At 36.3% G+C, this 24,496-nt stretch carries 20 protein-coding genes and 5 pseudogenes; 3 read left to right on the forward strand and 22 right to left on the reverse strand.

Features of this window, described 5'->3' with window-relative positions:
* Positions 1-61 precede the first annotated feature (61 nt).
* The 7 genes and pseudogenes from KHA97_RS03610 to KHA97_RS03640 form a co-directional block, all read right to left on the reverse strand.
* A pseudogene (locus KHA97_RS03610) lies at positions 62-2,048 on the reverse strand (GTP-binding protein).
* 331 nt (positions 2,049-2,379) lie between these two features.
* Complete coding sequence (locus tag KHA97_RS03615; protein WP_213124362.1) at positions 2,380-2,541, reverse strand: hypothetical protein; 162 nt, start codon at positions 2,539-2,541, stop codon at positions 2,380-2,382.
* A gap of 205 nt (positions 2,542-2,746) precedes the next feature.
* Positions 2,747-3,055, reverse strand: coding sequence for a hypothetical protein (locus KHA97_RS03620; RefSeq protein WP_213123373.1), 309 nt, complete (start codon positions 3,053-3,055; stop codon positions 2,747-2,749).
* A 444-nt stretch (positions 3,056-3,499) separates the two neighbouring features.
* Complete coding sequence (locus tag KHA97_RS03625; protein WP_213123374.1) at positions 3,500-3,673, reverse strand: NUMOD4 domain-containing protein; 174 nt, start codon at positions 3,671-3,673, stop codon at positions 3,500-3,502.
* A gap of 502 nt (positions 3,674-4,175) precedes the next feature.
* Positions 4,176-4,571: a VOC family protein gene (locus KHA97_RS03630; protein WP_213123375.1), complete on the reverse strand. Its 396-nt coding sequence runs from the start codon at positions 4,569-4,571 to the stop codon at positions 4,176-4,178.
* Positions 4,568-4,984, reverse strand: a pseudogene (locus KHA97_RS03635) (DinB family protein); the annotation flags it as partial. The gene KHA97_RS03630 and the pseudogene KHA97_RS03635, both read right to left, overlap by 4 nt.
* A gap of 660 nt (positions 4,985-5,644) precedes the next feature.
* On the reverse strand, positions 5,645-6,118 hold the full coding sequence (locus KHA97_RS03640) for a MarR family winged helix-turn-helix transcriptional regulator (protein WP_213123376.1): 474 nt from the start codon (positions 6,116-6,118) through the stop codon (positions 5,645-5,647).
* Positions 6,119-6,243: 125 nt separating this feature from the next.
* Here KHA97_RS03640 and KHA97_RS03645 point away from each other — a divergent pair, with 125 nt between their 5' ends.
* Positions 6,244-7,101 (forward strand): alpha/beta fold hydrolase, encoded by an 858-nt coding sequence (locus tag KHA97_RS03645; RefSeq protein WP_213123377.1) that lies wholly within the window; start codon positions 6,244-6,246, stop codon positions 7,099-7,101.
* A gap of 31 nt (positions 7,102-7,132) precedes the next feature.
* Entirely contained in the window at positions 7,133-7,519 is a 387-nt protein-coding gene (locus KHA97_RS24570) for a DUF998 domain-containing protein (RefSeq protein WP_213123378.1), read from the forward strand.
* Positions 7,520-8,197: 678 nt separating this feature from the next.
* Here KHA97_RS24570 and KHA97_RS03655 read toward each other — a convergent pair.
* The 11 genes and pseudogenes from KHA97_RS03655 to KHA97_RS03705 all read right to left on the reverse strand — a co-directional run bounded on the left by KHA97_RS03655 (position 8,198) and on the right by KHA97_RS03705 (position 18,539).
* Positions 8,198-9,235, reverse strand: a pseudogene (locus tag KHA97_RS03655) (serine hydrolase domain-containing protein).
* A 286-nt stretch (positions 9,236-9,521) separates the two neighbouring features.
* A complete protein-coding gene (locus tag KHA97_RS03660; protein ID WP_213123379.1) occupies positions 9,522-10,745 on the reverse strand; it encodes an MFS transporter in 1,224 nt (407 codons plus the stop codon).
* 338 nt (positions 10,746-11,083) lie between these two features.
* A pseudogene (locus KHA97_RS03665) lies at positions 11,084-11,521 on the reverse strand (lipid II flippase family protein).
* Between the two features lie 129 nt (positions 11,522-11,650).
* Positions 11,651-11,862 (reverse strand): annotated as a pseudogene (locus KHA97_RS03670) (amidohydrolase family protein); the annotation flags it as partial.
* A gap of 112 nt (positions 11,863-11,974) precedes the next feature.
* Positions 11,975-12,439, reverse strand: a complete 465-nt coding sequence (locus KHA97_RS03675; RefSeq protein ID WP_213123380.1) for a GNAT family N-acetyltransferase — start codon at positions 12,437-12,439, stop codon at positions 11,975-11,977.
* A 531-nt stretch (positions 12,440-12,970) separates the two neighbouring features.
* Positions 12,971-13,366 carry an NUDIX hydrolase gene (locus KHA97_RS03680; protein WP_213123381.1) on the reverse strand — a complete coding sequence of 132 codons (396 nt, stop codon included), beginning with the start codon at positions 13,364-13,366 and terminating at the stop codon, positions 12,971-12,973.
* 361 nt (positions 13,367-13,727) lie between these two features.
* Complete coding sequence (locus KHA97_RS03685; protein WP_213123382.1) at positions 13,728-14,258, reverse strand: hypothetical protein; 531 nt, start codon at positions 14,256-14,258, stop codon at positions 13,728-13,730.
* Positions 14,259-14,547: 289 nt separating this feature from the next.
* A complete protein-coding gene (locus KHA97_RS03690) occupies positions 14,548-15,072 on the reverse strand; it encodes a nucleoside-triphosphatase (RefSeq protein WP_213124294.1) in 525 nt (174 codons plus the stop codon).
* Positions 15,073-15,373: 301 nt separating this feature from the next.
* Complete coding sequence (locus KHA97_RS03695) at positions 15,374-15,583, reverse strand: hypothetical protein (RefSeq protein WP_213123383.1); 210 nt, start codon at positions 15,581-15,583, stop codon at positions 15,374-15,376.
* 163 nt (positions 15,584-15,746) lie between these two features.
* Positions 15,747-16,367, reverse strand: a complete 621-nt coding sequence (locus KHA97_RS03700) for a nucleotidyltransferase domain-containing protein (protein ID WP_213123384.1) — start codon at positions 16,365-16,367, stop codon at positions 15,747-15,749.
* A gap of 1,674 nt (positions 16,368-18,041) precedes the next feature.
* Positions 18,042-18,539 (reverse strand): DinB family protein, encoded by a 498-nt coding sequence (locus KHA97_RS03705; protein ID WP_213123385.1) that lies wholly within the window; start codon positions 18,537-18,539, stop codon positions 18,042-18,044.
* A gap of 815 nt (positions 18,540-19,354) precedes the next feature.
* Between KHA97_RS03705 and KHA97_RS03710 the strand changes: the two genes are divergently transcribed.
* Entirely contained in the window at positions 19,355-20,284 is a 930-nt protein-coding gene (locus KHA97_RS03710; protein ID WP_213123386.1) for a VanW family protein, read from the forward strand.
* A gap of 362 nt (positions 20,285-20,646) precedes the next feature.
* Here the strand turns inward: KHA97_RS03710 and KHA97_RS03715 are convergent, their stop codons facing one another.
* The 4 genes from KHA97_RS03715 to KHA97_RS03730 form a co-directional block, all read right to left on the reverse strand.
* Complete coding sequence (locus KHA97_RS03715) at positions 20,647-21,099, reverse strand: VOC family protein (protein WP_018393205.1); 453 nt, start codon at positions 21,097-21,099, stop codon at positions 20,647-20,649.
* Between the two features lie 369 nt (positions 21,100-21,468).
* Complete coding sequence (locus tag KHA97_RS03720) at positions 21,469-22,149, reverse strand: Pr6Pr family membrane protein (protein ID WP_213123387.1); 681 nt, start codon at positions 22,147-22,149, stop codon at positions 21,469-21,471.
* Between the two features lie 413 nt (positions 22,150-22,562).
* Positions 22,563-23,516 carry a hypothetical protein gene (locus tag KHA97_RS03725; protein ID WP_213123388.1) on the reverse strand — a complete coding sequence of 318 codons (954 nt, stop codon included), beginning with the start codon at positions 23,514-23,516 and terminating at the stop codon, positions 22,563-22,565.
* Complete coding sequence (locus KHA97_RS03730; protein ID WP_213123389.1) at positions 23,497-24,021, reverse strand: RNA polymerase sigma factor; 525 nt, start codon at positions 24,019-24,021, stop codon at positions 23,497-23,499. The genes KHA97_RS03725 and KHA97_RS03730 overlap by 20 nt, the downstream gene beginning before the upstream one ends.
* Between the last annotated feature and the right edge of the window lie 475 nt (positions 24,022-24,496).

Below are 24,496 nucleotides of genomic sequence, written 5' to 3' on the forward strand. Positions count from 1 at the left end.
AGCCGGCTATTGAATATCATTTAAACGATTGTTTAAATCGAACCAGCTCAGGCGCCAGCTTCTATTTTCTCACAGCATTCTGCACATGCATCAAATATTCTTTTTTATTCAGGGGATTATGGTCCCTTCGCTTTCTTGTTGGTATCTCACCATCAATTTTTTTATAGCCTAACGGCCTAGCGATAAAGACGCCCTCACCCTCCGTATAGGAGTGAAGACCGACCTTAAATGGCTCAGTTGTCGCGGCCGGTATGCTTCCTGTTATGAGAACTGCTTCATTCATTAATATAGGTTCATTAAAATCCGCCTTCATTGTTGAAAGATTAAATATGGCCTTGCTCAATGCTTGTGCAGGAACTCTGAGCTCAAAGCTGTTAATAGGTTCATAAGCTTCTGTACCGGCCTTTGCCAAAGCCTCCATCAAAACGAGAGGCGTCAAGTTTCTAAAATCCCCGGCTGTGCTTACGGGACTAGCGTAAGCAGTATGTGTCAGCGTCACAATGACGTCCGTCACCTCCCAACCATATAAACCCTGCTTCAATACATGATACACCGTATCCTCTATTGCTTTTTGAAACGATAAGGGGAGGGACCCTAATTCCACACCTAGCTTATAAATGATCCCGCTATTTTGCTCACTAGGTTCAACCTTAAATCCTACCGTTGCATAGAATGGATTCCCGTTACTTCCCATGACCACGACCGCACTTCCAGCAGCCTTTGGCTTCTCCATACATATGATCCTCGTTTCAGAAAAACCAACCTCTATATTATCTTGCTCCTGAAGCACCGATTTAATGACTTCCTTCTGTACTTCACCGAAAAGCGAGATATAGATTTCTTGATTAAAATCATCCCTAGATATCTTAATAAGCGGGTCTTCCTCCGCCATAAAAGTCAGCGCTTCATACAACTTTTGAGTATCCTCGCTATTATTGGCCTCTATCCTCGTCTCCATATTCGGCTCAGCAAAGGAGACATTTCTGATGTTATCCGTCCATTCTCCAAGGACATCACCGATTTTAAGAGATTTAAGGCCATGAACAATCCCGATGTCTCCCGCTTCAATCTTTTCTGCATGAAGCGTCTTGCCTTCTCGAAGCGCGCTGAGCATTTTGACCTTATCCGTGGATTGCTCTAGCCCACCCTTACTATTTCTCCTGCTGACAAGGACTTCCTCTCTAGCTCGAAGTACACCTGAGAACAACCTGACGTAGGCTTTCTTTTCTCCCGAACGCTCTCTTTCTATCTTAAAAACCATCGCAGAAAGAGCTTGTCGATCGCCTGCTGTATCCCGACCACAATTTACAGGAAGGAAAGCTTCTAAACTGTCAATCAGCGCTTTGACACCGATACCTTTTACCGCAGACCCAATGAATACGGGGAAAACCTTTCCCTCTTTCGACTGTTGGCTGATCTCATGTCTTAAGGCTTCCTCAGTCTGCACTTTGCCGTTAACATAATCCTCGAGCAGTGTCTCGTTATTCATCGACAGCACATCAATGCATTTTTCTACGAACGCTTCACTACCGAAGTCATAACTTTCAGCTTGCGCAGTATCCGTTCCTTCATTTACTCCTGTATATAAAGGGATAGCTCGATCAGTTAATTTCTCCTCAATGTTTTGGATAACTTTAGAAGAATCGGCCCCACTTCTATCGATCTTATTAATAAACAAAAGAGTAGGTATTTTTAGCTTCATCAAACTGTTCATCAGGATTTTGGTTTGCGCCTGTATCCCTTCAACGGCTGAGATCACGAGTATTGCGCCGTCAAGGACGCTAGTAGATCGCTCCACCTCTGATATGAAATCAGCATGCCCCGGTGTATCTATTAGATTCACCTTAAGATCTTGGATTGTGAAAGATACCGTCGAAGCTTTAATCGTGATGCCTCTTCTCCGCTCCAGGTCCATGGAGTCCGTCTGAGTATTGCCCTTATCCACTCTTCCAAGCTCGCTTATAACCTTTGTTTCATATAGAATATTCTCAGTAAGGGTCGTCTTCCCTGCATCGACATGCAAGGATCCCTATATTTAACATTTTCATTCAGTAATATCCTCTTTTCATTTCTCATATTGGTTTCCGCTCCCGTTCTTTTGAATTGCCGCATAACTATATACCTCCATTATGGTTTTATTTTTTTAGTTCAGTCATTTCAGGCCCAGTCTTACATTCGTGCTGAATCTTCTGACAATTGCACTTTATCATGATTGAGGATGTTTCGCAAGAAAAGTTTAAAACACAAGCACTGAACAACTCCAATTGCCTAGATCCAATTATCGTCAGTCATGAAAAGAAGATAAATCAGACCACCCGCGCTATGCCAAAACACGAGTGATCTGATTTACGTTTTAACGCTTAAAGCAACGCGTCAACTCTAGTCGTTTTCCATTTCCTTAACGAGATGCTGCAGTTGACCTTTTACGTTATCATTTGATATATCTTTTCTTTGCTTTAATAAAGAACATATTTGCTCATCAATTGGGTATAACCGTTCATCATAATGCTCGCTCGGTCGCTCAAATGGTATTTGTTTCATTACATTCCCACCCTACAGGTATTGGAAGCTACCTAACTAATTTTGTCTAACTTTATTGGGTCAAATCATTGGGTGTGCTTTTTTGTGTGTTAAATTTAATGCGAATTACACTACAAAATGATTTTACTTTTATACTTTTTTTGTGCCTCTAAACGGAACCCGTTCAAAACATTAAATTCGTTTTTTTTATTTTAAACTATTAAAATTAAATATAGGCCAAGATAAAAGAAAGAATTAAGCTCAAGATTGAGCCAACCAAGAATGGTCCGGCCCTTAGGGTTATTTTCTCATTTTTTGGTGTATATGCACCTGCCATTAATCTAAACACCCCCATCTCCGCCCGTTTTGTAAAAAAGTCGCCACTTGAACCAATCATAAAAGTAAAAAGTGCTAAGAAGGCTGATCCCATAAACAAAATCGTTATAAAATCAAATCCGAAATAACTTGAGATTCCCCATAAAATGGCAATTTCGATGATGGCAACAAATAAAACTTTACAAATATATGAGATCATTATTCCACTCCACCTTTTGAAGATTTCTTCAACTCTTCTGATTGTTTGCTTTATAACTTCAACAAAAAGAGCGTTAATCCTTCTTTGATTAACGCACACGTTACTTTAAGTACAATCCTTCACAAATTTTCTTTAAGAAATAACAGTAGACATCTAACTTAGCTATTCATCTGCATTTATTCGACAGTTCAATGTTATATACTTAGATTACTTAGTTAAATGTTTCTCTTCAATAAACTCTAGGAAGCAATCCTGAAGCTCATCTTCAGTTTTAAAAGAGTCAAGAAGCCATTTTGGTTCAATTAGACAGTCAGCAGTCTTGGTTCGTTTGCGAGATTGGGTAGACTATGCAAATCAGTTAGACGATCCTACTTGGCGTACAAAAATCCGGGTTCCGTATTCTTTGAGAGAAAACCCAAGCTGTTTAGGTTTATTATTAACCCTTCAGGGAACATACTTATACCCATTATGGTTAATATGATGTGTCATTAGTTTACCATTAGTTATATTTAATACATCGCCATCTGTATTTATCATGTAATTCGGACAACCTTCAACTTCTTTCCATTCACCAATAGATGTAATTTCTTTTATTTTATAAAAAGTTTGTATATCCATTTGTCACATCCTTAGGGAAATTTCCCCTCATCAATAACAAGGAGGTAAATCTGCGAGGAGACAAGATTGAACAGATTTAATCTCTTTAACTGTATCAAAAAGTTATTTTCTATTCAGATATAATTTTATTCAATAAATACCCTCCGGTCTTCAACCTTTTTATAACAGTATATTACAATTCCTACTTCAACTAAACTGCCCGTTACTTCAATAAGAAAAAGCATTATCGTTGTTCCAGTGATGCCCCCGTTAGTTTAAGGTATCCCTTCAAATACTGTATATCATTAAAAGCATATAAAGGGAGAGCTCTATACTAGCTCTCCTTAAGTGAAGAAAATTACAATTATTGGAGTTACTTAGATTTCAATTGTATAAATTTACGTTTACCTACTTGGTTAATCGGCTCCATTGAAGTGTTTATTTGTAAGTGAATGTCATTAACTTTAGTCACAAAATTACCAATTGAATGTTACATTCTTTATTCAATACCTAAACTACTGTCCTATGCCAATTGTTTCGCAATCTCCCAGGGATGTCCTGCCGGATCGATGAATGAAGCTGTTCGTACTCCCCACGGCCTATCGATCGGACCGTTAAGTAGAGCGACCCCGCGCTTTTTCAATTCATCACAGACTGCATCCACGTCATCCACCTGAATGGTGAGCAGGAAACGGAATCCGGATTCACGTGTTGCGATTGTTCCCGGTTTCATCAATCCGTGTGACTCTGAAATATCCAAGAGGTTCACGCTCACATTCCCGAAATTAAACACCGACGAGACCTCGTCTTCATATACTGCTTGAAATCCGAATATTTCCTGATAAAACGCCTTAACTTTCTGAAAATCCTCAACAAACAGCGTAATGACATCCACATTCATAGTTCCTAAACTCTTCATTTGTATACCTCTCTATTAAAATTTTTCAGCATTTGTTCGAGTTCGGTTTTCTGACGCAGGTGATGGCGAAAATGAAATCCAACCAATGCGAACCACTCCTGCGCATTTAGCCAACCAAAACCGTCGTGTCTCTCTTTAAAATTTGGGTTTATTGAATCTATTTTTTTGTCCCATTCAGACATTCTCTCAAGCAACTGATTAAGTCCAAGCATAAGATCCTCTTTGTTTTTCGGATTGCTGGGCAGCCCAGGTCCTTTAATTTTGATTGGAGGGAATGCACGGGATTCAAACAATTCTTCACCCCCTTCCGTCTTTCCCTGACTTATCTCATCTTTTGCAGACGCACATTTTTCCACCTGGTCTAGATAATAATGCGAATCTTCAATCAAGTGAGCGTACATTTGACCAAGAGACCAAACTCCCGGCTCTTATATAAATCTTATTTGATCCAAAGAATAGTGCTGGAGTTCCTTTTTGTAGAATTCGATTACGTCGACATAGCTCAATCAGCATCACCTTCCCACTTGTAAATTTTTGCCATTAATTCAATTATAGCAAATAAATAGAATTACATATAAATTTTTTGTTTTTCAAGGTGTTTTTTTATGGATAATAAATACCATGACTGAAAGTTTTCTAAATGTGCGATTCTATTTATTATCATTGTTGATATGATTAACTATTTGCAATCGCTGTTCTTAAGTAATTGTTGATTGGAAAGATTAATATTGGACAGATAAAAAAAAGAAAAAGACCCCCCTTTGGAAAGTGAAAGTCTTAATACCTCTAAAGGGTTTAAAGGAGAGTTTCCCCCCTTACCCTCCAATATTATATTCTTATTAACATTTGTTACTTTAGTAGACCACTGCTTTATCTGTTGTTAAACTAACGCACCCGTTCGTTTAAGTATAATGTTTCACAATCTATCTTGATGTAAGCATAAAATGGTTATTTCAGGCTCATTCTTTTGTTCCAAAATGTTACCACAGATCTTTCTTGTATTCCCAACTGATTATGTAGTAGCTCCTATCTTTCCTCAATAGCTATAGTCTCCATCACTATCTCTTCTTGTTTTACCGCCAAGAGCTTATTAATTTTGCAATTTCCAATTTGGTCAGCTCTATCGTCGAGTGGTAAAACTTCACCAAAAACTTAAGTTCCTCAATTGAGTATGTTTCAAGCAATTTTTCAAAAGCTTCTCCCATCGAACGATATATATTGTTAGTGGAAGATAGCTTTTCTTTATTTACGGAAACAATTACTTTACGACGGTCCTTAGTGTCCGGTATGCGGTGAACGAACTTTTCTTTCTCGAGGCGATCAATGACATTTGAAACCGCCCCTGTAGTAAGGTTTAGTCGTTTTGCTAGTTGTCCAGCCGTCATAGGACCTTCTTGCAGTAGAGCTGAAACAGCCTTTAGATCCGTGATCCCTAACCCGAGCTTTTCTGCAGCGGCTTGGTGAAATAAAGCTGTTTCGGTACTATTCTTTTGGGCCAAACTTTGCATTTGATTTATAAGATCTCTTCTTTTCTCGGAATCATTCATACAAATTCTCTCCTTTACCTCTTGACAAATAATTATCTTAACGATTAAGATAATTATTAAGTTATTATTAAAGACATTATAATTCAAACTAAAAAGATTTTCAAGAAAAGAGGGATCGACTAAACATGCACACTAGTTTCGTAACCTCAAAAGATGGAACGAATATTGGTTATCGTGAAATAGGGCAAGGTCCCGGGTTGATCATTGTTCACGGCACTATGGAGACGTCTCTTAGCCATAGTCAATTAGCCAAAGCACTTTCAGACAACTTTACAGTTTATTTGTATGATCGTCGCGGACGTGGCCTTAGCGGCCCATATAGAGACGACCACGTAATTCAAAAGGAAGTGGAAGATCTTGAGGCCGTTCTTTCTAAAACAGGTGCTCTCTTTTTATTTGGCGTTAGTGCAGGTGCTCTTATCTGCCTCCAAGCCGCACTCAATCTAACATCCATTGACAAAGCCGCACTCTTTGACCCTCCTTTAATTATTGATGGGTCAGTGTCGAGTGACTTTATGGTTCGATATGACAAAGAGATTGCCGACGGCGACTTGGTGTCAGCGTTAGTAACAGCTATGTTGGGAGGTCAAATGGGGCCGCCAATTTTTAATTCTGTCCCTCGCTGGCTTCTCAAAATGCTCACAAAGATAATGTTAATAAGTGACGAGAGGCATGCCAAAAAAGATAATGTAACAATGAAAATGTTGGCCCCGACGATTCACTATGATTTTAACTTATCCTTTGAGCTCGAAGACAAACTTGAGTGTTTTAATGCGATTGATGTTGAAGTCCTTTTGTTGGGAACGGGCAAAAGTCCTCAATACTTCAAAACAGCTCTTGATGCATTGACGCGGATTCTACCTCATGCCGAACGTGTTGATTTTCCCGAACTAAACCACGGTGCCTCAGGTAATAAAAACAGAGGCGGAAATCCCGAACGTGTTGCGCAGGAATTGGTTAGATTTTTTAAAACCAAGATGTAAGACAAGGAGAGATATTTGATATGATGGAAACTTGCTAGAACATCGAAAGAATACTGTTTCAGAAATCAATCGGTGGCTTGCTCTCTGTGCAGTCGCCGGACCGATCTTGTTTGCGTTAGCATATACAATTTTGGGTTTTCTTCGACCCGGGTTCTCACTTGTCAGTGAGCCCATCAGCGGCCTCGGGGTTGGTACAAATTCCCTAGCCATGAATGTTTCTTTCATCCTTATGGGGCTACTGCTTTTCGTTGGTGTCATTGGTATCTTCCAAAACATGAAAGAGTTGGGTGCGAAGGCTCGGTGGGTTTGCATTAGTTTGCTTGAACTCTCACCGATTGGAGCTATCATCTGCGGTCTTTACACCTATGAATATCCTTTCATTTTATTGGCTTCTTTCTGGCTTGTGGTACCCTGGTAATATGCTATCTTGTGGTCGGGCTTTTTCTTCGCCGTGTTTTGCATTATCGTCGGATTGGTAGTTGGCTGATCTTAGGCAGCCCCCTTACTCTGATTTTGATGGCTCGCTTTTCGACGGAAGTAGAGATAAATGTATCTAATGAACGAGCGACTCAAGCAGGCGGATCTGACTTCCGTCCTTCTTGACATTGTGGAAAGCAAGGACGATATAGATCGGTAATGAAGGTGGCTTGGGAAAAGAAATAATGTTAAAAATGTAAGATGAACGATACACCCTGACTAGTAAACCGAAAAAACATTGATCAAATGTTGCGCATTGATTAAATGGATTTTTATTTCGCCGAAAATGAGGTTGAGAAATAATTGGAAAAGGAATTCAAGAAAAATGTGTCTTAATCCTTCTTGGATAAAAGCCCCCGATAGCCATCCATGCAGCACAAAATCAGTGTTTCACCACAGAGAATGAAAATGGTTAGGTAATGTCAATACTGATACAGACCTTAATCCAGTCAACCCTAATCCATAGACTTATGAAGTAACACTCTCCTCTTTTTTAACCATTGAGCAGGGTCTTCTTAAGTATTGTCATTTTTCAGTTCTTGAAGAAACTTATTGTCATGGTAGTTCAATAAGACATTTAATGGCTTAACACGGTCATTTTTAAAAAAACTAACGCTTTTTAAGATAGAAGAGATTTATATATCTCACCAATAATCCCTTCCAATTGATGAACGCCTAATTCTGCATTCGTCATAATAACGGCACCTTTTTTAAAGTGTGGATGTGCCACCATCATACATTGAAAACCTACTCCCCAACCTAGTGATGTAATTTCTAGTTCTTTTTCGGAGCCTTCAAGAAACACACCTAATCCTGTCCAGCTTTAACCTCTTTGCGGGGTTATCATTTCTTTTGCTAAACTTTCCGAAATAGCCATCTTACTTTCTCCCTTTACAGCATTCATTAACTCAAGAACTAATTCAGCTAAATCCAAAGAAGTTGTCCATAGTCCAGAAGCTGCTGGATAAGGATATATAGGATGTTTTCCATCTACTAATTCCCCGTTTTTGTTATGACCGCAAGAAAAGTTATCTCTATCCACTTCCGACATTGTTGTATTTAATTGGCTATTTTTCATTCCTAGTGGTTCAAATATGAACTCATTTACCACTTGATAAAACGGCTTTTTCGTTACATCTTCTATTAGTTGCTGAATAATACAATAGCCTGCATCTGAATAATGGAATTCACTCTCTGGCTCGAATTGAACTTCAATAGGAACCTTACAATAATGGGATTTTCTCTCTAACAATTCAACCATCGAAGGAAAACCTATATCTGAATTTAGTTCTAAAAAACTTCCTTCAGGGTCCTTGATTCCAGATTGATGACTAAGCAAGTTTCTAAAAGTAACTTTTTTATTTTTTGTATTTTCATTTTCAGGCACTTTCCAAGTAACAAGTCCTTCATTTACATTTTCATCTAAATCAAGATGCCCTTCTTCTAGTAACTTTATAGCTTTCATTCCAGTTAAGAATTTACTAATGGAACACGCACTAAAAATAGAATCATCATTTACTTTTCTATCACTATTAACTTCAAGTAAACCATAGTTTTCTGTTCTGCTGATTTGACCTTCTTCGAACAATGCAATACTTAAACCGTTTACATTATAATGTTCCATTCGTTCTTCAATTTTGATGTTTTTTAATTTCATTATTCTCCTCCTAGAACTTTATAATGAAATTATAAGACGAATGTACGTTCTGACGCTTTTGTTTGGAAACAAGATTTCCTATTGAACTAAACTGCTCCGTTAGTTTAATAACTTCTACAAAAAAAGCGATAATCCTCTCTGATTAAAGCCCCCGTTACTTTAATTACATCATTTCACAAACAAAATCCTACTTGTTCTTACATAGATTATTCTACATTTAATTATAATTTTAATAGATAGTAGTCAGAGTCTAAGTATTTTTAATGCATTTTTAAATTTCATATTCTTATATTTGAGCTTTTCTCATCGATGAAAGACTGAACCATAGTCCGCATAAAGCTAAACCAGCTATCGAAATCCATAAAGCCGTTTGGAACCCTAGTCCATCGGCTATGGCACCACCTAGTGGGGCGCCGATAACGATCACACCACGGTTGATGGATCGCATCGTTGCATTCATGCGACCTTGCAGATGAGATGGCGTGACATACTGCTGATAACTAATTTCCACAGGACCCTCGATTCCCATGGCAAAGCCGTACAGTAGCTGTCCTACAACCGCAAAAATGAGAGCTATGTTAAGTGGGTCGGAGTTGTTAGCTGCTGGAGCTATAGCCATCAGGATTACTGCTGGAGCATAGAGAATTCGAGAAAAAGTCATTGCACGCCCGACACCAAAGCGCTCACCAGCCCGAGTAGATAGAGAGGTTCCAGCGACCGCACCGACACCTGCAGCGGCGAGGGCAAACCCAAGGTGCGAGGCATCGAAGCCAAGCTCAATCAAAAAAAAGGATACTAGAACCGTCATCGTCATGCTATGAAAGAGAAACCAAGCGTGCGTGTTTAATGCGAGTGTACGAAGGTTTTGGTGTTGGTAGACCCATTGCAATCCTTCCTTGATTTGCTGACTAAGTGGAACAGCCTTCACTTTATCTGAGGGTTGGTGTTTAACAGTGGCCATTAAAATACCTGAAAACAGATACGATAAGGCATCTACAAGAAGGGCAATAGGTGCACCGATCCATGAGACAAGTCCACCTCCAATGGCTGGACCTCCCGTTTCCGCAACAGCTGCGCTTTGTTCTAGCCTTGCATATGCACGTGTTAATAAAGGACGAGGGACTAATTGTGGCACAAAGGACCGGTGGGCAACATCATTAAACAGAGACATGGCGCCAAAGAGCACCAACAGGATCATTAGCCAGCCAATACTGAGTACTCCTGTGACAGCCAATAAGCAAATAAAAGCAAATATAATGCCACGCCCCATATCTGTTACCACCAGTACAGTCTTTCGGTTAAAACGATCAACCAAAACCCCCGCTATTAATCCCAACAGTACATATGGAAGCCATCTTGATGCTGAAACCCAGCCAACATCAACAGCACTACCTCCCATATTAACCACCACCAATACTTGCAGAGCAATAGTCGTAATGTATGTGCCAAAGATGGAAGTTGTGGATGCAATCCAAAAACGAACAAAGCTTTTATTCTCCCATAAATTCATCGGGGGTTCACCTCTTTTGCCAATTTAGCCACTTTATCCGTTATTCGTTGAAAGTCTAATTCACCTAAATAAGGCAATTTTATTCCTCCATTAAAGTGCCCGAATGTGGAACGTGTGATCTATTAACCATCTATGATAAAACCCAAGCTGTCCATTATTTTTCTCCCTCACACACTTATCTGTACAAATTGAGAATACAGTTCTATTTTTACAGAAGATTAGTTTTAGAATAAATGCTTTGCGATACAAAACCTGGAGCAATTTGCTTTTTACTATTATTTCTACATAAAATTATGAAACTCCTTTTTCAACTAACCTGCCCCGTTTGTTTAATAAGCCTAAATCCACTCAGCAAACCAAACGACATAGTACGCAGCTGGAATAAATATTAACTGGGCAGCTATCGTTCCAACCAATTTGGAGCTAACCATTGTCAAAGAATAACTTTTTAAGTAGATATACTGACTTTGTTTATTAACCACCCTATCAGCCAAAACAGAGGCTTTTGGATCTGCAAATAAGGTCAGAAGAATAGTCGCAATTCCATTAATAATTCCAGAAGACATCAATGCAGCCTGGGCATAATCGCTTGGGACTTACATTGAGGCATAAATCGAGGAAAGAATACCTGTCGTAAACACAGCAGAAATAATAACATTAATTAAAAAAAGACGTTTAGGAATGGTCTTTAAAGTTATTCCTTCTAGGTATGACCATCTTGGCATCCTGGCACATTTGGCAACCTTTCTTAAACCAGATAAATTGAATTGTTTAATAAAAAGCGAAACTCTTTAGTTCAATAAGAAAAAAAGGCTTAACTCCTTCTTGAAGTAAAGCACCCGTTACTTTAAGTACATTTCTTCACAAATTTTACAATTTTCATTCTAAATCTAATTAAAGCTGAATTACTTGAAATACCATTTTAAAGCATTCGTGTACAGGATTTTATCGGTAGCCTGTTCATCAAATAGGTGCTGAATCAATTCAATATCTCCATACTCAAAAGGTCTTTTTGTTCTTGTAGATGGCAAATCTGTGCCAAACATAATTGCATCAGGATTTGTCTCATATATATGTATTTTAAAGCATTTTCAACATTCAGTTCCACACCTCGAAAAGTGTGTTGAAATAACCTTTGTGTTAATTTCAAGATTTTGTAATGCGAAGGCTGATGGTTTGTTTTTTCATTGGCAATTATTAACCTGGGAGTATTATGAATACGGCTAAATTTACCACATATTCTTTTCATAATTTATAAGTGTCAAGTACTGGTTTATTGGTTCCTTCCCTGTTTTTTTAAACCCGAGTTTTTCATAAAAATGGCGATTTCGATGATCATCTTTTGGGGTATGAAGTGACCACTTTCGTACATGAGGGAATCGTCTTTCTAGCTCCTGTACTATTTTAGAACCCAAACCTTTGTTTTGAAATCGAGAGCTAAGAAAAATCGAAGACAAATAATAATGAGTATAGGTCTGTATGACAATGCAGATTCCGCCTGCAAGCTTATCTTCAACAAAAATAGAATAATGCAAAGAGTTTTGCATTTTAAATAAAAAATATTCCAATGATTCAGTTGCTGGATTTGTATCGTAATCCTTATATTTCATTAAATCGGAATAAAACGCTTCTCTTTGAATCTTTAACAATTCGTATGCTTCTGTATTTTTTGATGGTAAAATCTTAAATTTCATCTCCATACCTCCTAAGCCATTTAGACGTTTTTGCATTACTTTGAACAATGTAATAAGAAGAAAATTCCGGTTTCCTCCTTCTTATTGGAGGTAAACAATTAGCTCAATCATATACCGTTTACAATAAAATATGCCTGAAAAGTTCCTTCTGGAAGGGTAAACTTTTTTTATTTAAGATAAATAAATCGCATAAAGTGAACAATACTACGATTTAAAAAAGATTGCTGTAATTAATCAAAATCCTTTTCGAAGTGATCGTTTGATAGTTAGACGTTAGAAAAAGTACAGTTGATGTTAAAAGAAGTATATTGATGTTTGAAAACGCATATATACCAAGGGCTAAATTCCCCCGGCAAAATGGGATACAGCGGCTGTATATGGGATGAACGCTTCAGTGTGCTGATTTCAAGCCGGACGTACATTTGAGTAATAAAAAAGCTGATTTTCCTAATTTGGAAGATCAGCTTTTTCTACTTTGTGAAGAAATGCACTTAAACTAACCTGCCCGTTAGCACAATAAGAAATAATCCACTATTTGGGGTTAAATTGTTTCAGTAGAAAATCTAAATCTTCAGGATAAGCTTGTTTTATTGTTTTCATTTCAGAAATTGACTTCCAATCGGCTTCTGCAATAATTTTATCAGGATCATTAATTCCATTACTTTCACCAATCTTTTCGACTTTAAAATAATATGTTCTTACATCAATTCCTTTAATTGTGGTTTCTTTTATCTTTAATTGTTCGATAACTTTCACAGCGTATCCTGTTTCTTCTTTAACTTCTCTAATACAGCATTCCTCTGGACTTTCTCCCTCTTCAATACCTCCAGATGGGACTGCCCATTCTTCTGACTCAAAACATTTAACCATCAACATTTCATTTTGTTCATTAATACAAATTCCTGCTGCCCCAGACCAACTTTTCATTAATTCTCCCCCCTATTCTTCAACTCTTCTGCTTCATTAGTACAATAAGTTCAACAAAAAAGTGCATTAATCCTTTTTGGATCAACACACCAGTTAGTTTGCAAAAATATAAACAGTATTTAATGCTATAGCAATGACTGATTTAACGATGGATTCTTTTAATACAATTGCACCTATACCTAATAGAACACCGCAAAATGTCACCATTTTTTGAGGCAAGAAGAAGATACTAAAAATTAAAATTCAGACAAAATTAACATCAAAACTGTTAGCCCAAAAGCTCATTATTCTTATCGTAAAGCAACGGACATTCCGCTGCCTTTTAACTTGAATAAACCATTACTGATTTGCAGCTGTCTTATTATTCTCCAATTTTATTAAGGTTCTTTTCATTTAAGTCTCCTTTAAATAAAAAGGGTACTGTCTTTCCATCAGATAATGTTACCACCAATTGGTTTTCGAAATGTTCTATATCAAGTACATCGAAATCGATTTCCACTCTCATATTATTTGAACCTTTAGGAATAGGTATTGTATAGATATCTGAACCGCCTGGCCATATAACCTTATCAGACACCAACCCAACAATGCGAAAACTCACATCCTTCTCATCCTTTAAATAAATTGATTGTCCATCTTTATTGGTAATTTGTATCTCATCACCAGTGTCATTGGAAATATTATAATAAAAAGTTGTCATAGAATTTTGTCTTATATTTTCCCTGAAAATTTCCTTTTTCCTAGAAACTTGAAGTAATGTAATCGTTACTCCATCGCTTTCTTGAGTTGAATGAAATACATAAACCATTGGATAATCGTCAGATACACGGTTTGAATCACACCCCACGGTTGTAAGCGTTGTCAAAATTATTAATAAATATAAAAACCTCAATAACGCCCCCCCTCTTGTATTCATCATTTTAATTTAATGTATTTACTTAATTCTAAGATACGATAAATTTAAGTGAAATCCTTAAAAAAATATAATTTATTTGGTGTAAGTACAACCAATTTTCTCCCCTTCAAACCTATAAAGAAATGCTAACTCATTATTCAAAGAAAAAAAGTTGCAATCATAGTTGATTTACTGCTCTTGCCCCCGTTGTAGTCCAAGAATTGATTTTTCACTTTTTATCATTTAATTTGAAAAATCTTCCGACTCCTACCTGCATCAAGATTTTTTATTTCACAATTTTTCTTAATTCATCAGCAATTTCATATGGAATGGTATCTCTGTTTTCTTTCGTAATTGAAACTAAATGAACGTTTGGATTTTCTTTTAATTTATCAACCTCTGGGTGGGAATTGAAGAAAATTGTCCCAATAATGATTTTATCGCTGTTCAATACCTTATTTACCGTTTCTTTAAAGCGTTCTGAAAAGAGTTGCATTAGTCCGATTTCATCGATAATTAAAAACTTTTTTGTTGTTAGGGCTTTTTCAATCGTTGGAATAACTAATCGTCCAAAATCTTCAAGTTCAATGCCATACCTACCAAGACGAAGCTCACTAATTGAATCGATATCCGCCAAAGTCGTTCGTTCTCCTGTTAGAAAGACACAAACAAATCCCGTCCTGACATCGTCTTTTCTAACTTCTTCGGTGTAAAATCCTTCACAATTTTCTATCCCGATCGCATTGATTATTTTCCGAATGCAGGTTGTTTTGCCTGTTCCAGGCTCCGCAGTAAGAAGAGTAAATTTTATTCATATTATCGACTCCGTTTTGAATTATCTAATCTTTTTAACATTTTATTTGGACTTACCTCCCAAGATTCATAAGGGATATATCTACTCCGCAGGAAGAATTTCTTTATTTTAAATAACCTTTATGTTACTAACCTGCCTGTTAGTTTAATTACTTCAACAAAAAAAGAGTTAATCCTTCTTAGATTAACGCACCCGAAAGTTTAAGTACATTTGTTCACAAACTTATTGCAAGAAATGCTAAAACATTTGTTTGATGTGTTGAAAAAATAATTTCACAAGAAAGGAACATCCCTCGCCTTCATTCATTTTTTTTATTAGAATTCAGTAATTCTACTTCTATTTCTTCGTCTGATACAAATTCCTCTTCATTGCTATGATTCTTACTATTAGGAAATAACAATAAAATGCCTAAAATTAAAACAATAAAAATTGGCCAAGAAACATCAAATACAATTGAGACAGTAAGCAATGATAAACTAATTATTAAAAGCCCAAATAACCTGTTCATAACATCCTCCTATCAATTCCCAATTCATAAAATCGTTATTAATATTTATTCTTGAAAGTGATTACTTTACCTTCATCAACTAAATGCCACTTTAGTCAAAAAAGACCGCCATAGTGATAATCTAGTTGTTTTGTAAAGCCCCCGTTAGTAGAATCAGAAACCTCTACATTTCGTTCAAGTATTCTAGTAATTGCTGGATGTTATAGTTTTTTGCATCTTTTGCAAAAGCATTGCTGAAAAGGTTATAAGCAACCTCATCGTTTTCTCTAAGCCAACTGATTGCTTTTTTGGATCCTAAATACCATAAACCTTTTAGTTCAAAATAGATTTCCAAGCTGTCTTTAAGCATCCAATGCAACCTATAATTACCTTCGATGTCATTTTTTTTGGATCGTAGATACATTTTTCTTAGCCAGCCCTTCAAAAACTCCTTTTCTTCATTCGATAGTTTTTTTGGTCCGTTTTTAAATATATTCTCAATTTCCGACAAAAACCTATTGGCGAAACCCTTATCATTTAACAATATTTTCCCTTTATTGATTCGCAAAAATTGTGAGGGATTATCCATCTTTTCTGTATTATATATCCAAACATCTAATTGTTTACCTTCATAAGATTCCACGTCATTCTTATCCTCGGTTATATCTGAAAAACAAACAATATCCAAGTCACTTTCTTCTGTAAAATCGTCTCTACTGTATGAACCGTATAATATGATCGTATGACAATCATATTTTTGTTTTAGATGCATTGTTATTTTTTCGAATAATATATTTTCGTTCATAAATCCATCCACCTTTATCAAGGAACTTTGTTGTTTTCTTAATTACACTTTGTTCCACTAAACTGCCCTGTTAGTACAATAACTTCAACAAAAATAAGCGATAATCCTTCTTGGACTATCGCCCCCTTTAGTTTAAGTGTAATTGTTCACAAACTTATTAATTAAATAGTTACATCTATTTTTTTTCAATCGCCATACGCAAGTTCGAGATAACTCCAATAAGCAATACTAACGAACAAACCATTTTTTCGAAAGGTGTTCCAAACAATTGTTGTATAAATCCAAAAGACCAAAGTACAACAAAAAACCAACATATAACGGTTATTCCTCTTTTGTATTTATATAGTTTAATTCTACCAACAATCGACGTAAAAACTACTCCAATAATAGAAATAACGATATTTATAACAGATATTGGTAGCTGTTCAGCGAATGATTCAGACCTTCCACCATTAACCCAAGTGAATGGAATACTTTTGCTTATAATAAGAAAGTGGATTAAGATAGTCAAAGAGTAAAAAATAATTCCCATAAATACAGCAGTTTTAATATTAATTTTCCTGAGTATTTCTAAAATAAAATCACCTCATTTTTCTTCCTGTTTCAATTTTATTAATCCAGTAATATACTATTCCTATATCTCTTACCATCTGACAGGTAACTGAAAGTAAGATTTCGAAGAGTTATCAAAAATCACCATTATTCTTAACCAGAGCAAAAAACATCGGCTAGGTATTCTTGTTGAACTAAACTGCCCTTTAGTTTAAGTACATTTCTTCACAATCTCATCTAAAATATCCATTTATTTTGAAAATGAGTTACTTAGCAATCTGGCCCTTTAAATGAAAATAATGCACATATCCTTGTTCAAGAATTGCGCCCGATAATAGAGCTCCTATTAGCTGGTTAGTAAAAAAAATTAAGTATTATTTTAAGCCAGTGAATTTAAAGTGTTCTTGTTCAATAAGTTTAATAAATTTTTCTCTTTCCTGTTCGTTTCTAATAAGTAATTCAACATTATTAGACTTAATAAGGTAAAGTTTCACTTTTCTGTTATACCAAATGACATAACTATATCTATAGTCTTGATACAATGTGGAAAACCATTTTTCGTTCCTTAATTTATCAATATTTTTTTCGAGTTTAGATTTAGGAGTAATAAAAAATAGAGCATTCGCTAATAAGTCTATAATGAAGCCAATAATCGCCTCAATAATAATATCAAACACCTCAACCTATTTTTTTTAATATCTTTTAGCTTAAACGTATTTCTTATTACATATATTGGCCCGATTGTTGAATACAAGTTATAAACCTCTCTTGAACTAAACTGCTCCGTTAGCTTAATAACTTCAACAAAAAAAGAGTTAATCCTTCTTCGATTAACTCACCTTTTACTTTAAATACAGGACTTCACAATCTTTTTTTACACCTCATTAAACTCAATCCCTAAATGTGTTGTACATGCAAAAAGACGCCTTCTTATTTAAGAAAAGCGCCCGACTGTTGAACAATGAAGTATGCGAAAAATAGGTCCGTAAATACGTTCTAATTTATTTTTAGCCATCCATAATGCAGGAAAATAACCCGCTTCACCATAGAGAATGAAAAGGGCTTCTCATTTTCAATACTGCTTCTACGGCTGGGCGAGGAAGGTCGCTAAATTATTGTGCTTTAGGACCAATCTACGCCAGGCCAAGAGGATTGCAACTTTCGCAACAGAACAATTTGGCCGAGATGATACGTATCGTGCATCATGATATTGCTGAGTAAACGTTCAATAGAATCCCTGTTAGCTGCATACGGAGCTTTTAACTTTTCATCGTCAAGGTCCGCAATGACCGTTTTTAATTTATTCATGACTTCATTTAGGCGCTGCACTGTCTGAGTCCACCCAATTTCATCTTCTGGATCTCCCGGATTTCCAAAGGTTTCTTCATTGTCTTCTGCCTTATGCGGATTCTCTGTGCCCTTAATTCGATGGATTACGTCTTCATTCCAAAATATCAAGTGGTTGACAATCTGCCAAATCGAATTGCTGATTCCCGAACTTGTCCATGATGCCTCAGCTGCGATGACTCCATGAAGCGCCTGATCCATGGATGCAAACCAATTATTCTCATGGCAATGCATGTCGAGTTGTTCTAAAAACATTTTGGTTACAACTTGCATACAACCAATCTCCTCACTGTTAAGTGTAATCTTACGAAAAAATATTCTCAATGGATACTCCATTCTTTTATTTTGAGAATACAACAAAACCATGATCACTATGACTTATTCGACTCAACCAGCATTTATTCCTTCATTTTGGTGAGAGCTATCTACCTTACCAGGGAAAAGCGAACCGTAACCCACTGCAATTTTCATAAACGCTGCATTTGTACCCCGCCCGATGTTAAAATTGTGGGTTCATCCCCTGTAATCGATTGATAAGCCGATTGTAGTGTTTTAATCATTGGATGATCGGCTGGGATATAATGTGTAGAGAATTTTTGCGCATCAGGTAAAATGGCAGGTCTCAGCTTTTTTCGAGATTATTTCATAGGTATGTTGGTAATCATTATTTAATGGGAATCGAATGTTCAACTGAATTGAGCCACCATGAGAAATATTAATTGTATATCACTTCTTTTACTTCTTTTACTGTCACTTTTTTTGACTCAGCAATCACTTCAATCGAAATTTATATCCCTGACAACATTCGAATTGTATTACGTAGTATTTCATTTTTCCTTCTCTCGATCAACTCTTTATCACGTTCATTAAATCTTTCAGGGTATTGTCCTACAAGGTCTAATACTCCATCAACTCGATATCCCTCTAATGCTTTGATAAATTTTTCTACTGCATCATATACTTAAACCTTTTCGAATTTGAAGTGCTAAAACCTCTCCCTCCTTATTGAACTTAGTAAGTTTAAGTGTATATATACACATGAAAAGGTATCCCTATACCCATACTAACTTTGGGAGGTAGGCTATCTTATGAAATTCATCTGGTTGTCAGTATTATTATTGATAGGAAGTCAAAACAATCTTCCTGATAATTTAGTCGTTAGTCATGAAGGGAAAACAATTGCAATTGTTAATCGCGTTTATTTTTCAAACCCATTAATAGATATTCCGCTTATTGATCAAAAAAACTACAATGAATTTATACAAAAACTAGATAAGAGCATCTATAAACCGCCAACAAACGCTTCTCTGGATAACAATGGGAATATTGTTGCTGAAAAAGTAGGGTATAAACTGGACCATGAGGCGTTCACACGTTTGTTTTATACATATTTTTTCAATAAAGGCTCCTCTTACGTAGAAGCTCCCATGCATACAATATTTCCAAACGTGGATAGCGAACTGCTCTCACATATAAGAGTAAATCGAATTGGACATTATGCTACCTATTTTAATTCAAATAACAGAGAGCGTTCTCATAATATTTTACTTGCAAGTGAAGCAATCAATAACCACGTTGTTTTTCCTGGTGAGACTTTTTCTTTTAATAAAGTGGTCGGAAAACGAACGAGGGAAAAGGGCTATAAGCGGGCACCGGTTATCGTAAAGGGTGAATTGTCGGAGGACATTGGTGGTGGAATATGCCAAATTTCTTCAACGTTGTACAATGCAGTAGATAAAGCGGGGTTGACTATTACTGAACGATACTCCCATAGCAAACGGGTTGGCTATGTACCTTCAGGAAGAGACGCTACTGTTAGCTGGTATGGACCCGATTTCCGCTTTACGAACAAATACAACCAGCCTATATTGATTCGATCAAATGTTTACGGTGGAACCGTTAGAATTTTGGTGTATTCGTCAGATACCATTAATAATGAGCCACGAAAAATTCCTAGCGCTTCGTATAAGCTTCCGGAAGAAGTTCCTCTTGGATCAGAGGTGAATCAGAATCATTAAGTTTTTTCACAAAACCGGACTAATGGACTTGGTATGTCCGGTTTTTAGTTTGAATTTATTCTTTTTTCATCGAGTGTTGTACTTGCTTGCGGAGGATATCTGTGATTTTCTAATATATCAGTTTAACCTTTAATTTTAAACTGACTAAGCTAACAACGGACCCACCAATAGGTGAGTCCGTATTAATATATATCTTCACAAAGTCATCTGATAATTAAGTCCATTGCTGCAGTATCAGTCTACTACACAATATAAGAGTTATCCTTGTTCAAGAATTGCGCCCTTTTATTGAATAAGAATTTTCTTCAAATATTTTTATTTCAGTAATGTATATTTAAGGCTTTTTATAAAACGTCACTTACTTATTTGTTACCGAGTTGTTCAGCCAAACCGATTAGAAGTCCTTCGATTCCACGAATGTAGCAGAGCCGATACGAGTCTTCGTACTGAACCACTTCGCCAACGAGCTGAGCACCATACTTAGTGAGTCTGGATACCATTTCGTCAATGTCTTCAACGGTGAACATGACGCGTAGATAACCTAGGGCGTTTACAGGAGCAGTCCGGTGATCTGATATAGTAGGTGGGGTGAGAAATCGCGAAAGTTCAAGTCGGCTGTGGCCATCTGGGGTAACCATCATAGCAATCTCTACGCACTGAGAACCCAATCCGGTTACGCGACCAGCCCATTCACCTTCGACAGTGGCTCGCCCTTCGAGGTTCAAGCCAATCTCTTCGAAGAAAGAGATTGCGTCATCAAGGGATTCTACAACGATGCCGACATTGTCCATTCTTAGTAATTTGTTTTTTGCCATAGTCTTATCTCCTTATGTGTAAAAATTTATTATCTGATCATCTTCATAATTATTCTATTAAAAAGTTACAAAATCCTTCCAAACAAAAAACACCTTGTCACAGTATAGGAAAAGGTGAAATTGGGTTTTCGGGTATGTCATAACATCTTGTTAACGAACAACACTTCTGAAACCTTCTACTATTGGAATATTCGATATTCGCGAACCTTATTTCATGAATGCCATCATGTTCAAATAGTTTCAAAAATTCGATACCGTAGTTACTATTCGATAAAACAACTTTGACTACCCTACAAAATATTCCTACCCTGTACTCCATTATATGGCCCGATAATGAAATTTAGGGCGCTTCTTTTTATTTAATTCAATTCACATTACCTTTTTAGTATTTTGCAGGTACTTTGCATTTTTAAATCTAAAAATAACCCTATTCATTAATATTAGCAGAAAACCAAGCATGCAATAAACAAAAGTGAAACCTACTATGACTAACGCTACATTTGCATAGCTGCCAACTCCATCAGGAATATGACCATTCGGATTTAGAAAGAAATAAGGATAGAATCCATCGTACATTCCTCTTAATAATGATATAGCGCCGTAGAGTATTGGGAAAGCTAACCAAAAGACGATTGATTTGTAACTATACCACTTTTTCTCTTCAAAAATGATCCAGTTTAGTAAAACAAACATTGGAATTAAGTAGTGTAATGTAAAATTTGTAATTATCCTAATCCCGCTGTATTCTCCACCACTAGAAAGGATAAGGTGGTAAGTTGATAAAACTACCATCATATAAATAAGCGCTGCATTTTTATACAAGTCCAACATACGACTTTCTTTTTTCTTTAACAAAAGAACAAACGTGCTAACTGTAAATATTATGGTAACAATGATATTAGAATGAATTGTGAATTTTGTAATAGATACACTTGGTTCAGGAGAAAAAAGTATATGTAACGGCACACTAATAAGTCCTATTGCAGCAATTATAATATGAAGCAAAAACTTTGTGTGTGTAAGCCTTTCTTTTGAAAATATCTTAGTCATGATTCACCCTGTATAAATATATAAAATCCTACGACATTCCCTTCTTCAACATAATGGATTAGGTAGCTGAACTTTGATGGACCCAACAGCAGAATTACCTTCTAAACCTCTACGTAGTTCAAATACATACCTTCGCAATTTTTATACGTTTCATAGTGCAAAAAGTTTCGAACACTTAATCAACAATATGTCCCATTCACAAAGAAAGACGCTCTCCTTATTTCAAAAAAGTACCCTTTAATTGAAGATCATTCTCGAAAATCCATGCTGGACAGATATTCAAGAAATGCACCTGATTATTCAGTAACTATTACTATACAGACATATATTTTTTTCGATATTTACTATCAAGAGCCCCTTCCTCCATGATTGTAAGAGTAAAGGGCATTAATTTTTATTAGCCTTAACCTAATTTATTGATTTGCAGGAGGCCCAGATTCCCTCACCTCAACAGGCACTGATTGATTTAGAACTGTTATTCGATATTTACCGCTTTTCTTTAAAACTATGTCGCCTGTAAAAATACTTACTTTTTTTGCAGATTTTATAAAATCCATTCTATCAGAAAATGTGAATACTTCTGTAGTACCATCTTCTAGACTAAATAGTCTAAGCTTTACTTGCTCAGGCAGATCTTCTCCTTCAACTTCAAGATTCACATCCTCAAAAGTTTCTGCCACCAAATCCTCCTTTGAAATCATTAGTGTGGCCTTACCAATCTCCACATAAGGTTCCTTCACATAGACTGAGAAATCTCCAAAGGTTCCTTCCTTATTTATTAACTTCAGGTTCCAATAACCTTGCTTTTCAAAAGGCTTAAAACTTGTTAAGGCGTGAGCATCAGAGCCATTCATGCCGTTACTTAATGTGAAAGAAGCCATTTCCTGAGTAATGCCGCTGTCAACATGCACACCCTCTATTTTCATATCCTTATTAACAAGGTCATCCGGATTGCCCCAAAGATAAACCATTATTTTTGATATACCTCTGTAATCTTCGGCTACCAATTCAACTGGAAGTAATAAACTCACTTTTCCAGGTATTCCAAAGTTTGAATCTAGATAAATTTGCTTCCCAGCTTCGTTAAATAGAGCAAAATATTCACCAATCTCTGCTTTCTCAACACCTTCCGAGGAATTAGTTTCAGGCAGTTCCATATTCTCTAAAAATAAAACAGGAACAATAAGCATTAACGCAAATAGAGCACCCAACACACCAGCCCGCTGAAAAGAAAAGCCAAATCTTCTTCTAGGCGACTTTTTCTCCAGAATCGCCTTAATAATTCTAGTTTTTTGCTCCTCATTCAGTTCATAAGAAGGGAGTTCCTTCATTTTCTTAAGAAGCTCTTTATCTGAAAGATGGGTCAACTTGTTCATCCTCCTTTAAAAGCAAATTTAGTTTATTTACTGCACGATGAAAAGTGACATTTACTTTATTATCAGTCCACCCTAATACTTGGGCCGTCTCCTCAGCAGACAAATCAGCAATTCCTCTAAGGAGGACCACATCGCGGTAATTTTTTTTCAATGCATTGATAGCCTTTAATAATCGGGCAGATTCTGCCTTTTGGATAATAATTTCTTCCGTGATTGCTAATTCTTTTCCAGAAGTTTGCCGTAACAGCTTTTCATTAAGATTATGCCAAACACTTTTTTTTCTATAAAAATCAATAGCTTCATTACGAGCAATACTGATTAGCCATGTCTTTGGGTTAGATGCGAACTTAAAGCTCACGAAGGACTGAAAAGCCTTTAAAAATGTTTCCTGTACAAGATCCTCCACATCTTTGGATCCTGTGTAATACACCAAATAATTGGTAATGTCTTTTTCATATTCATGAAACCATTGTTCCACTTGCCGGCCGGCATCCATAGCTTTCCCCCCTTTTGTAATAAGACGGATTTTTAAAGTCTATCTTACAGTTTCACAGTTAAAAGTTTGCAGACGTTAAAAAAGCTACCAAAAATGGCAGCTGATTACTTTAGCTCAATTCAATATTACCTTTCTATGACATTATTTATAATAATTTCTTGTTAAACTAGCTACACCGTTAATTGCAGTATAACCATTCATATTCTCTTTTTAAATTTTGCAAAGAGGTACAATTTTCTAAAGGAAATACTCCACAATCTGGCACGGTTGGGAATAGAATGACTATCCGCTGCCAACTTTACCGCAGTTCCAACAAAGATTATATCCTTGAGGTTTGTATTCTTCATCTAAATATGGTTAAATTCTTGAAGGCTGTAAGATACTTCCCATTCTTTCTGAGTCAAATGCTGTTCTCTGTGCATTGTCGCTTTATAAAAACTACATAGATCCCAATCCCGCAAGAATAAACTAAAAA

This window comes from Lederbergia citri, from assembly GCF_018343625.1.
Classification (GTDB): Bacteria; Bacillota; Bacilli; order Bacillales; family Bacillaceae_C; genus Lederbergia; species Lederbergia citri.